Below are 14,282 nucleotides of genomic sequence, written 5' to 3'. Positions count from 1 at the left end.
GTTAATGCTCTGATTCTTTGCTTTGTGGTTTTTTCGGCAAAAATGATGCGATCAAGACAGCTACGCTACCAATAATCAGTCCGACCAATAAGCTTACGCCAGTATTGATGACACTTGTCATAACTGGAAGTTGGGCGATGTCACCAGAGACCGCCAGTTCAGCAACGTGATGCAATACTGGCAAGCCGTGTACAAAAATACCACCACCAACCAAGAACATGGCAATGGTACCGACTATGGTAAGCAGTCGGATTAGCATGGGGGCGCCTTTCAATATCACGAAACCCAGTTGTTGAATGATTTTTTTGCTGGATTGATGCAGGTGTAAGCCAATATCGTCAAGGCGAACAATGAGTCCAACCAACAAATACACGCCAACAGTAACAACGAACGCAATCAGACTGACGACGAGGGCCTGTGTTATTAGGTCTTGGTCCGCCACCGTACCAAGGGCGATGACGATAATTTCAGCTGACAGCACAAAGTCTGTTCGAATAGCGCCACGCACTTTGCCTTTTTCTAGTGTTAAGAGCTCGGCGTCGCTTTTGGCTTGTTGTATATTGTTTCTAAGGGTGTCTTTTTCGTCTTTGTTGTTTTTGAAAGAGTGTAATATTTTCTCGGCGCCTTCAAAGCACAGGTATAAACCACCAGCCATTAGTAAAGGTTGAATCAACCAAGGCATAAAGGCACTGATGGCCAGAGCGAGTGGTACGAGGATAAGCTTGTTTAGGAAGGAGCCTTTGGCAACGGCCCAAACGACAGGGAGTTCGCGATCTGCTTTCACTCCAGACACTTGCTCAGCATTTAGAGCAAGGTCATCTCCCAATACTCCTGCGGTCTTTTTTACGGCAACTTTAGAGAAAATCGCGACATCATCGAGCAATGTCGTTATGTCATCCAGTAACGCCAATAAACCTGTCATAGCCATGGTCATTTTCTCTTTAAAATTGAACGTTATCGATGTTGATTAGTCGCATGCACCAAGTCGTTTTGAAATAGTGTACGCGGCGTGCTTAACATGTACTTTCATTTCTTCATAGGTTTGGTCACTGGTGCGAAAGGCGGGAGCGGTCACACTAATGGCGGCAATGGCTTCGTTACGAGTATTGAAGATAGGCGCAGCGGCACATTTTATCCCCATCTCGTGCTCTTCTAAATCGAGTGAAATACCTGTTTTTTGAACTTGTTGTAGATCGACTCGTAATGCCTGCGGTGTAATCAAGGTATGGTCTGTGTGACGGATAAAAGATTGCGCGGCGATGACGGTCTCTTGTTTGTCTTCAGGCAAAAAAGCCAGCATCGCTTTACCGACACCTGTACAATAAACAGGGCCTTTTTTCCCTACGGCAGAGTATAAACGCAAGCTTTTAGGGCTTTCGAGTTTATCAATATAAATAACATCTGCGCCGTCTAAAACCGCGAGGTGAATGGTTTCTTGTGTTTTTGACCACAAGTCTCGCATCGGAGCAGCGGCAACGTCTCGAATGTCTAAGTTTGCCCATGTACGATGAGCAAGAGCAAGTAATTGATAGCCCGGATAGTAGGCTTGTTTATGTTCATCAAAGCGGACGAGACCATGCTCAAGTAACGTATTCAATTGTCTGTGGGCGGTGGCTTTTGGGAGCTCAGAAAGGTCGACTAATTCTGCAAAACGTAATGGCACAGGTGAAGTGCAAACATGGTTAAGCATGTTGAGTGCTTTGCTAAGTGATGATCCCGAGGTTTTGGTTTCCATGACGCTTCCTGACAGTAATACATGCTATTGTTTTGTATAAGTTGGTTTTCATTTTAACACTGTGTGGCGAGAATATAACGCTTAAACAGATTTTAAGCGTCAGCAGATGAACGTTCTGTTGTCACTGTTTTATTTTTAGTTGATTATTCGTACTATTCGACAGTTTTTATTATTATGAGGATGTTTATGACGGGCTCTTTGCGTATTTGGCGTCGTATGGTTATGCCGGATTTGGTTCGTGCCCATCGTTATCAGAGTTTGCCTGAACAAGGGCCAAAAGTGTTGTTTTTTAGTGGCGGCTCAGCATTAAATAAAATCAGCCGTGTCTTTAAAGAGTACACGCATCATTCTATTCATCTAGTGACTCCCTTTGATTCTGGCGGCAGCTCCGCTCGATTACGCGCTGAGTTTGATATTCCTGCTGTGGGGGATTTGCGCAGTCGTTTGATGGCGTTGGCGGATGAAACGGTTATGGGGCAGCCTGAAGTGTATGATTTGTTTACGCATCGTCTTGCCCAATATGAAGAGCCATTGGCGCTAAGGGCACAATTACAGCTACTGGTGTCGGGAGAGCATCCTCTTATTGAGTGTATTCCGAATCCGATGAAAGCTTTGATACAAACCCAGTTAGCCGTTACTCAAGCGCGTATTCATGATGCCTTTGATTTGCGCGGGGCAAGCATTGGTAACCTTATCATGGCGGGTGGTTACTTAAACAATCAGCAGCAATTAGATCCTATCGTTTTTTTATTCTCTCGATTGGTGAAAACACTAGGCGATGTGAAAACAACGCTGGATGCGAGCTTTCATTTAGGCGTTGAATTAGAAAATGGCGACATCGTCTTAGGACAACATAATATTACAGGCAAAGAAAAAGGGACCTTACCTAGCCCTATAAAACGTATGTGGTTGAATAAAGGGTTGCGTGAAATAGTTCATACGAATCAGCATATTGGTGATGATCGTAAGGACGCTATCGAAGGTGCGGATTTAATTTGTTATCCCCCTGGTAGCTTCTACAGTAGTTTACTGGCTAATCTCATGCCTGAAGGCGTTGGACGATCCATTTGTCAGAATCCGAATCCTAAAGTGTATTTGCCTAACCTTGGTGTAGATCCTGAGCAGCAAGGACTACCATTAATGGAAAGAATTAAGCGCTTGATCGTAACGGTTTTGGCAGATGTTAAAGCAGAGGCGCACTTTTCAGCATTGGATTATTTGCTGCTCGATGATGTGTATGATTATGGTGTGGTGGATGTTAACCAACTGAATGACCTCAATATTATGGTGATTAAAACACCATTGATTGCTGAAAAAGTAGATAAGTACGATGAACGGCTAGTGGCAAAAGCATTACTTTCATTCGCTTAACCTTTAGGTTTGGATAGCAAAGAAGGGGATGTGCTATTATTTGAGCAACTGTATGTTACTTGAAATAACATTTTTGTAATTTAAGAAACAAGGTCTTAGGTGTCATAGTAGACCGTAGACGCCTTGTTTAAGAAGAGAGTGGAAATGAGTACACGAGTACTAATATGTGATGATTCCAAGTTGGCAAGGAAGCAACTCGCAAGAGTGTTGCCAGCCGATTGGGATGTTGAAGTCGAATTTGCTGAGGATGGCCAAGATGCGTTGGATATCTTGTCTTCTTCTGCGTTTGATTTGTTGTTTCTAGATTTAAACATGCCTGTCAAAGATGGTTATGAAACCCTTGAGGCACTGCAGTCTTTTGAGCAAGCGCCAGCTGTAATTGTTGTGTCGGGCGATGTACAGCCAAAAGCAATTCAACGAGTGAAAGATATGGGGGCGATTGCCTTCCATAAAAAGCCGGCCTCATCGGAAGAATTACGCAGTCTGTTGTTGTCTTTGGGATTGATGACGGATGGCGATGACAAGGAAAGTAAACCGACTATTGCCACGCCAACGGCAGCAGAACAATTTACGCTCAATGACTGTTTGCAAGAAGTGTCGAATATTGCCATGGGTCGAGCGGCCAGTGTTTTGGCTGAAATGCTGAATGTGTTTATCAAGTTGCCAGTACCGACAGTGAACATTCTGGAAGTGGGCGAGTTGCAAATGGCGTTGGATTACAGCGTGAAGGACGACAGTTGTTCGGCGGTATCGCAAGGTTTTGTCGGCTCTGGCATTGCGTTTGAAACACTGCTGATCTTTAGCGATTCTAGTTTTTCTGATATGGCGAAACTGTTGGGCGTCACAGAGGAAATCACCAGAGAGTTGGAAACAGAGCTGTTGATGGATGTGTCTTCAATACTGGTTGGCCCATTTATGGCAGCCATCGGTAAGCAGCTGAACATCGATTTCAGTCACAGTCATCCTATGTTATTGGGGCAGCATGTCAAAATCGCCGACTTAATTAACGTTAAGAAAGCGACATGGAAACGCACGCTAGCTGTTGAGATTGTGTATGAAGTGGAAAACTACCAAATCAGCTGCGATTTAATGCTGCTCTTTACGGAAGATTCTGTGCCAACGCTAGAAAATCTATTGTCCTTTTTGGTTGAGGAAGACGAATGAGTAATAATGCGGACGGTTTAGCAGATCTTCATTGGATGTTTGATATGCTTCACCATATCGATGTTGGGCTGGTAGTGTTGGATTCATCTTACCAAGTGCAGCTTTGGAATAGCTTCATGGAAAACCACAGCGGCGTCAGCTCGTCGATTGCAAAAGAGCAATCGTTATTGGCGCTGTATCCTGAGTTGGATACAGGATGGTTACGTCAAAAACTAGACAATGTATTTGGCTTAAAAACCCCTATTTTTGTCTCTTGGGAACAGCGCCCGTTTTTGTTTCCTTTTAAGAGCTATCGACCTATCACTGGCATTGCTGACAAAATGTACCAAAACGTAGCAATACGTCCGCTGTCCAGTCCAGATGGATCGATTAAACAGGTGTGTTTGGTGGTTTATGATGTGACGGACGTTGCGACCAATAAAATGGCACTTTCGGCGGCCAATCATAAATTACAGCGTTTGAGTCAGGCGCTGTCTAGATAACCGGTATCGCCTTCCTTTTTTCATTAAGAAGGAAGACGTTCACCTCATTATTTTTTAGCTGGCTTCTTACTTGCTTCTTTGTAGAACTCAGTTAATGCTTCTGGTGTTTTATCACCATGAAGGCACAGTCCTTCTGGATCAATCAGCACGCGGCCATTCATCGCTTCTCGACCCAACAACATACGGTATCCCATTGTGTCTCTGTTGGTGAGTGTAACTTCTACTTCCCATAATTTGTCGCCAAGAGAAAGTGACGTGCGAATGACCGGGCGTTGTTCTTTGTCTCCACTTGAGCTTTTTATGACTCTGTGATCAATCAATGGTGCTTGACAGTGAATCGTAGCTTTGCGGTTGTCTTGTAATGGATGCACTTCAAAGCTGACCCATTTCTCTTTGTCACGCGCAAAGCGTTTAATATTGATCGCGTGCATTGACGATGTTTTTGCGCCAGAATCAACGCGGGCTTTGATGGCGGGAATATTAAGTGAAGGAAACGCGCACCACTCGTCGCTGCCAATGACCATTTTTGGTTCGTTTAGTTGATTCATAACAATATGGCACCTTATAAAAAAGATAATATAAGAAGGTTTTAAACCGTCTTGTAGTTGCTGTGTTTTATAGCGTAAAAGCGTGATTAGGTTAAGTCTTTATTGATATCTAGCAGAGTTAATCTCTCTATTGAATTGTCAGTATAAGCACAAACTATTGTAATCGTGTTATCTGAAGTTACTATGTGCATACAAAAATACTTTATTGGAGTTGTGGATGAATGGCCGACTGATGCAAGAGTTGGAAGAGCTGGGTGGTGAAATACGCCCTGCAAGCTTAAAAAAATGCGATGAAATCATCATCGATCAGCCAGGCTTTAGCGCTATTATTGCGTTATGGGGTGGTCATTTGGAAAGCTTTGTTCCTGCTGGTCAAGAGGATCTGTTGTTTCAATCTACAAATCAGGGTGGAGAAGGACGTTTTGCACGTCGTCATTTTGGTGTTCCTGTTTGCTGGCCTTGGTTCGGTGCTCATGACATGCAGAGTGATTACCCCGCCCATGGTCTTGCGCGTTATTTTCGTTGGGAATTTATTGAGGCTGGGCATTTTAAGAATGGCGATGTGAAAATTGTGATTCGTTTGGCATCGGAAGACCATCCATTGATTGAAGAAATGTGGCCATTCGCTTTTGAGCTCCGTCAAGTTTTTCGTTTTTCGAGTAAAGGTTTTAGAGTGAATTTTTCTGCGGCTAACTTGTCTGATAAGCCTATGCCTATTAGTGAAGCGCTCCATACTTATTTTAATGTCTCAGACAACCAAACAGCCGAAGTGCATGGTTTGGATCAAGTGTCGTATGTTGATAAGTTTGATAACGGTAGTCGCCAACTACAACAAGGTGTAGTGACGCCTTGCGGCCCTATAGATAGAGTGTATTTGTCTGCACCAGATGTATGTGAAATACAAGATCCCGGTTTTCAACGAAAACTGATTATTCAAACAGAGGGTAGTAACAGTACCGTATTGTGGAATCCAGGCGCCGATATTGCTAAACAGCGAACGGATATGGAGGATGGAGATTATCGCTGCTTCGTATGTGTGGAAGCGGCTAATGCACTTAGCAATGCGTATGAGATCGCCCCAGGCGAGATTCATCAGCTCAAATTAAAAGTGAAGTACAAGCCACTTTTTGATGAATAATCTAAAGGTTGGGTAAAAAAAACCGCAGGTCATGCCTAGCGGTTTTTTACTTTTTGGATTCTGGCGTTATCTGTGCGACGGTAAGGCTTAATCTATATTGTATTCCATAATCAATGGCGCATGATCTGAAAAACGCTGGCCTTTGTATATAGAACCGCCTTGAATCAGGTTTTTAATGCCTGGTGTGGCGATTTGATAGTCTAGACGACCACCTTCATCCAATTTCCAAGCGCGCTCGTAATCAGGCCACCAAGTGTATTGCTTGTCTTGTTTATTAACTTGGCGAAAAGCGTCAATGTATTCCATTTCATTGAATATTTCGTTTATCCATTTACGCTCTTCTGGTAAAAAACCAGAGTTGCGTTGGTTAACGAACCAACTACTAACATCAATAGGTGAGCGTGCGACATTTGCTGTACCGCAAAAAATAAATTCGCGGCGCTTTCGTCGAGTCTTCACTAGATGGCTTTTAAAGCCTTCCATAAAGCGGTATTTGTGCTCTTGTAAAGCATCCTCATGGTTAGAGCCATGGGGGGTTAAGAAAGCTCCTATGCTGACTTTTTCGAAGTCCGCTTGAATAAAACGCCCTTCAAAGTCGCATTCAGGGAATCCCATGCCTGTCATAATCGCTTTAGGCATCGTTTTACAATAGATGGCAACACCTGCTTGCTCTGGATTTTCCATAGAGTCAAAGAAGTATGTATTGTACCCAGGCGGGAAAAACACACTGTCGTTCAGAGTGCGTTCATCGGCTTGTATGTCTTGTAGACACACAACATCTGGGTCCTGGCGAACCATCCATTCAAAAAAGCCGCGATCGGCTGCTTGTCTTATACCGTTTACATTAAGGCTGATGACCTTCATTTCTGGTCCCTACAATTCCTAGCCGTGTGTTATATTAGCGCCTATCCAATGTTGGCATGGCTTCGCTCGTTCTTGGCGGCGCTTTGTTGTGTATTATTTATCTTTCTGGAGTTGGCATGAAACCTTACCAAAGAGACTTTATTGAATTCGCTATTGAGCAAAACGTGTTGCGCTTTGGCGAATTTACTCTTAAATCTGGCCGTGTGAGTCCTTACTTTTTTAATGCAGGTCTGTTTAATTCAGGACAAGCATTAGCTAAGTTAGGGCGCTTTTACGCAGCCTCATTAATGGAATCAAATGTTCCATTTGATGTTCTATTTGGTCCTGCCTACAAGGGCATTCCATTAGCAACAACAACCGCTGTTGCTTTGTATGATCATCATAACGTAGACACACCATACGTTTTCAACCGCAAAGAAGCAAAAACTCACGGTGAAGGTGGTTCTCTTGTCGGAGCCCCTTTAGCTGGTAAGGTCATGATTATCGATGACGTGATTACCGCAGGAACCGCCATTCGAGAAGTCATGGCCATAATCCAGCAAGTTGATGCGCTGCCTGCTGGTGTGCTTATCGCCTTAGATCGTCAAGAACGAGGCCAAGGTGAATTGTCTGCCATTCAAGAAGTCGAACGCGACTTCAGTATGCCAGTCATTAGTATAGTGTCTTTAAATGACATCATGACGTACTTAGCAGAACAGGATTCTCCTGAGTTTGCAGAACATCTTGGCGCCGTGAAAGCGTATCGCGACCAATACGGCATTTAATGCTGAGTTCTAAGGTTTGGGGTTTTCCTCAAGCCTTAGCGATTTAGCATCAAAGTTTGTGCCAATACAGTCCATTGTTCTTGCCAAATATCCATTGGCTTCACTTTAAACTCACTTCGCACGTAATGACGTATTTTCCCTTCAATAATGGCAATAAGAAAATTCGCACAGGGTGCAACGCCCATCGCTGGTCTCAAACCTTGTTTTAAGTCTGCTTCGCGGATGATCTGCTTTAACTGCGTTTCTATGCGATCAAATACTTGAGTAATACGCACGCGTAAACGTTCTGTTTCACCTGCTAGTGCGTCTGCTGTAAGCAAACGACACATGCCTGGATTTTGTTCTGCAAACCCAAGTACCAGCGTAACGATCATCTCCACACGAGGGATGACATTGGCTTCCTCTTGAATAATACGGTTAATTCGGGTGAATAATGTTTCTTCAATGAACTCGATTAAGCCTTCGAACATCTTCGCTTTACTAGGAAAGTGGCGGTACAGCGCCGCTTCCGATACACCAACTTGCTTAGCCAGAGCGGCCGTCGTTATGCGCGCTCCTGGGCTACTCTCGAGCATTTGAGCCAGCGCTTGCAATATTTGTGTGCGGCGATCGTTTTTCTTGTTACTCATTGTCGTGTCCAGTTTGTAACCCGTATTATTAATTCATTATATCAATAACAGCGTAGGCCTTATTCGCCAACTTTTGTATTTGATATTAATGTGCCGACACCCGTATCGGTAAAAATTTCCAGCAAAGTCGCATGTGGAACACGGCCGTCGATAATGTGAGCACTGGTCACGCCTGCGTTCACCGCAGAGAGCGCGCAGCTGATTTTTGGAAGCATGCCGCCATAAATAGTGCCGTCAGCAATTAATGCATCGACTTGCGCCGTACTTAACCCCGTTAACACATTGCCTTGTTTGTCTTGTACGCCCGAAATATTGGTTAGCAGCATGAGCTTTTCAGCGCCAACGGCCTCAGCTACTTTTCCTGCGACAAGGTCGGCATTGATATTGTAAGAGTTGCCATGATCATCCACGCCAATAGGAGCAATAACTGGGATCAGATCACTGTTCTCAAAGAATTTTAAGAAACTGGTGTCGATACTTAATACTTCGCCAACGTGGCCAATATCTACCTGTTCTGGCGTTGTCATGCCTTCTGCTTGGTGTTTTACAAAAAGCTTTTTCGCTTTAATAAAGCGGCTGTCTTTTCCTGTGATACCGATGGCTTTGCCGCCCGCTTCACAAATTAAGTTGACGATTTCTTTGTTTACTTGCCCGCCAAGCACCATCTCAACCACATCCATGGTGGCTGAATCGGTAACACGCATGCCATTAATGAATTTTGACTCTATGTTTAGCTTTGTCAGCATGTCGCCAATTTGTGGGCCGCCCCCATGAACAACAATCGGGTTAATACCAATTGCTTTCATTAAAACGATGTCTCGTGCGAACCCAGCTTGTAGGGTTTCATCTGTCATGGCATTGCCGCCGTATTTGATGACCAACGTCTTACCAGCGAAGCGTTGAATGTAAGGGAGCGATTCGCTCAATACCTTAGCAACATCTAAAGCAGATTCACGAGAAAAAGCCACGGATTACGTACTCCTGTAAACAAAAAGAATCGCGTTATAAAAAAATAAATTATCTTGATCTGTCCTGAAAATGGATCAGCAAATAGTTTATCTGGCTGCTGTGGCAAAACGATGACAGTCAAGGCAGACATCGAGAGTAAGCAACCACTTAGGGTTGAAATAATAGCGTGATCTTGGTGGATTAACTATAAAAATTTGTATGAAACTTACGAAGTTTAGGCTTATGAAAGTAAATTTTCTTGTGGCAATGAAAGATGGGTGAGTGAATCGAGTAATAAAGCTAAAAAAGGTGAGATATTCTCACCTTTTTTGAGCGTTTTTTACTTATTTAGTGCCAGTGTGACCAAAGCCACCTTCGCCACGTTCGGTACTTTTAAATTCTGTCACAATATTAAATTCTGCCTGTACAACTGGCAGTAAAACAAGTTGAGCAACACGTTCACCTGGCTCAATAGTAAATGTCGTATTTCCACGATTCCAGCAAGAAATCATCAGTTCACCTTGGTAATCAGAATCGATAAGACCGACCAAATTGCCCAAAACAATACCGTGTTTGTGGCCTAATCCTGAGCGTGGCAATATCGTCGCGGCGAAATTAGAATCTTGGATGTAAATAGAAAGCCCAGTCGGCAGTAATGTTGTTTCACCTGGCGCAAGATCGATCGCGGTGTCTAAGCAAGCGCGAAGGTCTAATCCCGCCGAGCCTTCTGTTGCATAAGTTGGCAATGGAATCTCTTTGCCGATTTTGTCGCTTAGGATTTTCAATTGAATCGCTTGTTTCATTATCTTCTCTTCTATTTTCTTAATTGATGGTCGGAGTAGGTGGTCGTTAAGGGATTAACGAGAGGGTTGTGAGTGCTCGTGAATAAAGTGTACGAGTTGACTGGCTAATTCGCTCTTAGTGGCTTTAGCTGGCTCCCAGACTTTATTCGCAGTAATCACGGTGACTTGGTTCTCGTCTTGATTAAAACCAATGTCGGAGCGAGACACGTCATTGGCGATAATGATGTCTAAGCCTTTACGTTCAAGTTTGCTCTTCGCGTATTCGATCACGTTTTGCGTTTCTGCAGCAAAGCCGACCATAATTTTGGCGCGTTTTTGCTGGGCAAGTGTTGCAATAATGTCTGGATTTTTTACGAAAGTGAGTTGAAGTTCATCCGTATTGGATTGTTTTTTCATTTTTTGGTTGCTGGCCATTTTCATTTTAAAGTCGGCAACCGCCGCGGCACCAATAAATACATCCGCTTGGCTTTGCATGGCGTGCTCGCACGCGGCTAGCATGTCATTGGCGCTTTTGACGGCCACTAAATTAACGCCAACGGGTGCTGTTATCTGAACAGGGCCGCTGATCAGCGTAACACTCGCGCCGCGGGCTATGGCTGCAGCAGCAAGGGCATAGCCCATTTTTCCTGAGCTGTGATTGCTGATGAAGCGCACAGGATCAATCGCTTCCATCGTCGGTCCGGCGGTAATAACCCAATGTTGTCCGACAAGGTCTTGCTCAAGCATTGTGTTTTGGAAGTGGTGTGTTATCGCAGTAAAAACATCGGCGGGTTCACTCATGCGACCAGGGCCTATGTCGCCACACGCTTGAGCGCCATCGGCAGGACCAATACTTAGCACGCCACGTTGGGTTAGCAGAGCCGAATTCGCTTGGGTGGCAGGGTGGCGCCACATGGCTTGATTCATTGCGGGGGCAATCAGTACGGGAGACTCGGTAGCGATGCATAAAGTGCTTAGTAAGTCGTTTGCCATGCCTTGAGTGTAACGTGCCATGAAGTCAGCTGAGGCGGGCGCGATGACAATTAAATCAGCCCATTTTGCTAGTTCAATGTGTCCCATGCCCGCTTCGGCGTTTGGGTCCAATAAGGTACTGCGTACAGGATTTCCAGAGATCGCTTGTAGTGTCATTTCCGTCACGAAGGCTTTGGCGCCTTCCGTCAAAACGACTTGCACTTCTGCACCCGCTTTGGTCAGTAAGCGAATTAGCTCGATGCTCTTATAAGCAGCAATACCACCAGTAATGCCTAATAGAATGCGTTTTTGAGTGAGGTTTGACATAAAAAACTTCTCAATACGTTCAGTGGAAGATAAAGTTAGCTAGAGGCAGGACGCCTTTTAAAGCAAGATTATCATGGATCAAGGAGCAGATCATGAGTATTAAACATTGGCCTGAACAAGAAAGGCCCCGCGAAAAGCTCATCCACCAAGGTGCTGGTGCATTAAGTGACTCTGAATTACTGGCGATTTTTCTTCGCACAGGTACGCGAGGCGTTAGCGCTGTGGAACTGGCTCGGCAAATTTTATCTCAATTTGGTGGCCTGCGGTCTTTAATGTCGGCGAGTCGGGAAGAATTTTGCAAGGGTTTTGGATTGGGCGATGCCAAATATACTCAGTTGCAAGCCGTGTTAGAAATGTCCAAACGGCATTTACAAGAGCAATTAATGCGTGAAACGGTATTCACCAGTGCCGAACACGTTCGAACTTACCTTTCCTCGCAATTACGTCATTCTCATCGGGAAGTATTTGCCGTCTTGTTTCTCGATACTCAACATCGATTGATTCGTTATGAAGAGCTCTTCATGGGCACCATAGACGCTGCCGCTGTGTATCCACGAGAAGTGGTCAAAGCCGCATTGCACTATAATGCCGCCGCCGTGATTTTGGCTCACAACCACCCAAGCGGCGTAGCCGAGCCAAGTCAGGCTGATATTAGCATCACGGATAAAATCAAACGCGCTTTGGATCTTGTTGATGTTCGCCTGTTGGATCACTTTGTCGTTGGAGATGGTGCGCCGGTTTCCTTGGCAGAAAGAGGGTTGCTATAGCTTAAAAATTCAATCATGGGTGGTGTTGCCGTTTAGATTTGTAGGTGTGTGACGGGTTATTACGGCTGTGATTGTCTTTTACGCTTACTAAATGATCAGTTTTCTTACAAAAGGTTTGCTCAATGGGTTGGCTTATGGGAAAATGCGCGCCGCTATATCCTCGGTATGGGATTTTTTTGGTTCACAAGGAATCATGCTCCGCCTGAGGAAGTGAAACACTTCCAATAATCTTCTGGATAGCAAAAGGTATTTAATTATGTCTCGCGTATGTCAAGTTACTGGGAAGCGTCCTGTTACAGGAAATAACGTTTCTCACTCAAAGCGTCGTACTAAGCGTCGTTTTCTTCCAAACCTTCATTGGCACCGTTTTTGGGTCGAAGGTGAAAACCGCTACATCCGTATACGTGTATCTTCTAAAGGTATCCGTATTATCGATAAAAAAGGCATCGAAACAGTTCTTACTGAAATGCGTGCCAACGGCGAAAAAGTATAAGGATCTGAATCATGGCTTCTAAAGGCGCTCGCGATTTAATTCGCATGGTATCTTCTGCTGGTACTGGTCACTTTTACACGACTGACAAGAACAAGCGAAATACTCCGGACAAACTTGAAATGAGAAAGTTTGATCCAGTTGTACGTAAACACGTTATGTACAAAGAAGCGAAAATTAAATAATTTTCGATTTCTTAAGAAAGAACCGACTCCTAGAGTCGGTTTTTTTGTATCTAGTAGAAGCATTTTGTTCTTTTGGTCAGTATTGTTTGTGCTTGCTTAATTATCGCCGAGGTCACTGATGCCTGAATTACCGGAAGTGGAAACCACACTACGTGGTATAGAGTCTCATCTTGTTGGGCGCTCGCTTGCTAACGTCGATATTCGTCAGCCAAAACTGCGTTGGCTGATTACGCCTGAGCTAAGTTCAGGCATGGTAGGTCAGGAAATTACACACTTAACTCGACGTGGTAAGTACATTGGTATTCATACCACCAAAGGGACGTTAATTGTTCATCTTGGCATGTCTGGTAGTTTGTATTTTGTACCCGCCGATACGCCGCCGCTTTTTCATGATCATGTAGATTTTTGTTTTACCGACGATGATGTGTGGCTGAGATATACGGATCCACGTCGTTTTGGCGCTATTTTATGGACGACGGATGACTGGAATGAACACGAGCTCATTCGGCATTTAGGCCCTGAGCCGTTATCAGATCTTTTCAATGCCGATATGTTGTATGCACGAGCCAAAGGCCGAAAAGTGCCTATTAAGACCTTTATTATGGACAGCAAAGTCGTTGTGGGCGTGGGCAATATCTACGCAAATGAAGCTTTGTTTAAAGCGGGTATTCGACCTGATCGTTTAGCTGGTAAGATAAGTAAGGTGCGTTTAGCGCGCTTGGTTGAGTGCATTAAAGTCGTGCTTGCCGCGGCAATCAAGCAAGGTGGAACGACATTAAAAGACTTTGTTGGTGGCGATGGTAAACCTGGTTACTTCAAGCAAGAATTAGCCGTTTACGGTCGAGCGAATAAACCTTGTGCTGTTTGTCATGCTCCGTTGAAAGAGATTCGGCAAGCTCAGCGCAGCACCGTTTTTTGTGTGAACTGTCAAACTTGATCGTATTGGGCATAATAATTGCTGGCATATGCTATTGATCAAGTGGCTATAAAAAGTGACTATAAAAAATGATTATAGACATTAGGTTTTTGCACTATGAGTAAAAATATTGCTTAAAATGTGCAGATTTTATTGCGGTATTTTGTTAATGGGTTTATTTTTGACCAGTTAGGCAAGAT

At 44.2% G+C, this 14,282-nt stretch carries 17 protein-coding genes; 9 read left to right on the top strand and 8 right to left on the bottom strand.

Annotated elements, in window-relative coordinates:
- Nucleotide 1: 1 nt before the first annotated feature.
- Both MP3633_RS16875 and MP3633_RS16870 read right to left on the bottom strand, forming a co-directional pair.
- Entirely contained in the window at nucleotides 2–928 is a 927-nt protein-coding gene (locus MP3633_RS16875) for a DUF808 domain-containing protein (RefSeq protein WP_176336406.1), read from the bottom strand.
- Between the two features lie 39 nt (nucleotides 929–967).
- The gene (locus MP3633_RS16870) at nucleotides 968–1,735 is read right to left on the bottom strand and encodes an IclR family transcriptional regulator (protein ID WP_176336405.1); all 768 of its coding nucleotides are present in this window, start codon (nucleotides 1,733–1,735) and stop codon (nucleotides 968–970) included.
- Nucleotides 1,736–1,921: 186 nt separating this feature from the next.
- On the opposite strand from MP3633_RS16870, the gene MP3633_RS16865 reads away from it, so the two are divergent.
- The 3 genes from MP3633_RS16865 (at nucleotide 1,922) to MP3633_RS16855 (ending at nucleotide 4,752) form a co-directional block, all read left to right on the top strand.
- Nucleotides 1,922–3,106, top strand: coding sequence for a GAK system CofD-like protein (locus MP3633_RS16865; RefSeq protein ID WP_112134812.1), 1,185 nt, complete (start codon nucleotides 1,922–1,924; stop codon nucleotides 3,104–3,106).
- A 144-nt stretch (nucleotides 3,107–3,250) separates the two neighbouring features.
- On the top strand, nucleotides 3,251–4,270 hold the full coding sequence (locus tag MP3633_RS16860) for a response regulator (protein ID WP_176336404.1): 1,020 nt from the start codon (nucleotides 3,251–3,253) through the stop codon (nucleotides 4,268–4,270).
- Complete coding sequence (locus MP3633_RS16855; RefSeq protein WP_112134808.1) at nucleotides 4,267–4,752, top strand: nitrogen regulation protein NR(II); 486 nt, start codon at nucleotides 4,267–4,269, stop codon at nucleotides 4,750–4,752. Before MP3633_RS16860 ends, MP3633_RS16855 begins: the two co-directional genes overlap by 4 nt.
- A gap of 47 nt (nucleotides 4,753–4,799) precedes the next feature.
- Here MP3633_RS16855 and MP3633_RS16850 read toward each other — a convergent pair whose 3' ends face one another.
- Nucleotides 4,800–5,300: an ATP-dependent zinc protease family protein gene (locus tag MP3633_RS16850; RefSeq protein ID WP_176336403.1), complete on the bottom strand. Its 501-nt coding sequence runs from the start codon at nucleotides 5,298–5,300 to the stop codon at nucleotides 4,800–4,802.
- A 217-nt stretch (nucleotides 5,301–5,517) separates the two neighbouring features.
- On the opposite strand from MP3633_RS16850, the gene MP3633_RS16845 reads away from it, so the two are divergent.
- The gene (locus MP3633_RS16845) at nucleotides 5,518–6,438 is read left to right on the top strand and encodes a D-hexose-6-phosphate mutarotase (RefSeq protein ID WP_112134804.1); all 921 of its coding nucleotides are present in this window, start codon (nucleotides 5,518–5,520) and stop codon (nucleotides 6,436–6,438) included.
- An 87-nt stretch (nucleotides 6,439–6,525) separates the two neighbouring features.
- On the opposite strand, the gene MP3633_RS16840 is transcribed toward MP3633_RS16845, so the two are convergent.
- The gene (locus tag MP3633_RS16840; protein ID WP_112134802.1) at nucleotides 6,526–7,302 is read right to left on the bottom strand and encodes an exodeoxyribonuclease III; all 777 of its coding nucleotides are present in this window, start codon (nucleotides 7,300–7,302) and stop codon (nucleotides 6,526–6,528) included.
- 116 nt (nucleotides 7,303–7,418) lie between these two features.
- On the opposite strand from MP3633_RS16840, the gene pyrE reads away from it, so the two are divergent.
- Entirely contained in the window at nucleotides 7,419–8,066 is a 648-nt protein-coding gene (pyrE, locus tag MP3633_RS16835; RefSeq protein ID WP_112141388.1) for an orotate phosphoribosyltransferase, read from the top strand.
- Nucleotides 8,067–8,101: 35 nt separating this feature from the next.
- On the opposite strand, the gene slmA is transcribed toward pyrE, so the two are convergent.
- The 4 genes from slmA to coaBC all read right to left on the bottom strand — a co-directional run bounded on the left by slmA (nucleotide 8,102) and on the right by coaBC (nucleotide 11,724).
- Complete coding sequence (slmA, locus tag MP3633_RS16830; protein WP_112134800.1) at nucleotides 8,102–8,695, bottom strand: nucleoid occlusion factor SlmA; 594 nt, start codon at nucleotides 8,693–8,695, stop codon at nucleotides 8,102–8,104.
- A 59-nt stretch (nucleotides 8,696–8,754) separates the two neighbouring features.
- A complete protein-coding gene (gene argB / locus MP3633_RS16825) occupies nucleotides 8,755–9,663 on the bottom strand; it encodes an acetylglutamate kinase (protein WP_112134798.1) in 909 nt (302 codons plus the stop codon).
- A 324-nt stretch (nucleotides 9,664–9,987) separates the two neighbouring features.
- On the bottom strand, nucleotides 9,988–10,446 hold the full coding sequence (gene dut, locus MP3633_RS16820; RefSeq protein ID WP_176336402.1) for a dUTP diphosphatase: 459 nt from the start codon (nucleotides 10,444–10,446) through the stop codon (nucleotides 9,988–9,990).
- 54 nt (nucleotides 10,447–10,500) lie between these two features.
- Nucleotides 10,501–11,724: a bifunctional phosphopantothenoylcysteine decarboxylase/phosphopantothenate--cysteine ligase CoaBC gene (gene coaBC, locus MP3633_RS16815; RefSeq protein WP_176336401.1), complete on the bottom strand. Its 1,224-nt coding sequence runs from the start codon at nucleotides 11,722–11,724 to the stop codon at nucleotides 10,501–10,503.
- Nucleotides 11,725–11,816: 92 nt separating this feature from the next.
- Between coaBC and radC the strand changes: the two genes are divergently transcribed.
- The 4 genes from radC to mutM all read left to right on the top strand — a co-directional run bounded on the left by radC (nucleotide 11,817) and on the right by mutM (nucleotide 14,103).
- Nucleotides 11,817–12,491, top strand: coding sequence for a RadC family protein (radC, locus tag MP3633_RS16810; protein ID WP_176336400.1), 675 nt, complete (start codon nucleotides 11,817–11,819; stop codon nucleotides 12,489–12,491).
- Nucleotides 12,492–12,747: 256 nt separating this feature from the next.
- The gene (gene rpmB, locus MP3633_RS16805) at nucleotides 12,748–12,984 is read left to right on the top strand and encodes a 50S ribosomal protein L28 (protein ID WP_112134785.1); all 237 of its coding nucleotides are present in this window, start codon (nucleotides 12,748–12,750) and stop codon (nucleotides 12,982–12,984) included.
- Nucleotides 12,985–12,995: 11 nt separating this feature from the next.
- Complete coding sequence (gene rpmG / locus MP3633_RS16800) at nucleotides 12,996–13,166, top strand: 50S ribosomal protein L33 (protein ID WP_024023741.1); 171 nt, start codon at nucleotides 12,996–12,998, stop codon at nucleotides 13,164–13,166.
- 118 nt (nucleotides 13,167–13,284) lie between these two features.
- Nucleotides 13,285–14,103 carry a bifunctional DNA-formamidopyrimidine glycosylase/DNA-(apurinic or apyrimidinic site) lyase gene (mutM, locus tag MP3633_RS16795; RefSeq protein ID WP_176336399.1) on the top strand — a complete coding sequence of 273 codons (819 nt, stop codon included), beginning with the start codon at nucleotides 13,285–13,287 and terminating at the stop codon, nucleotides 14,101–14,103.
- The last annotated feature ends 179 nt before the right edge of the window (nucleotides 14,104–14,282 follow it).

Source organism: Marinomonas primoryensis, from assembly GCF_013372285.1.
Classification (GTDB): Bacteria; Pseudomonadota; Gammaproteobacteria; order Pseudomonadales; family Marinomonadaceae; genus Marinomonas; species Marinomonas primoryensis.
This window is presented reverse-complemented; position numbering and strand designations above follow the sequence as displayed.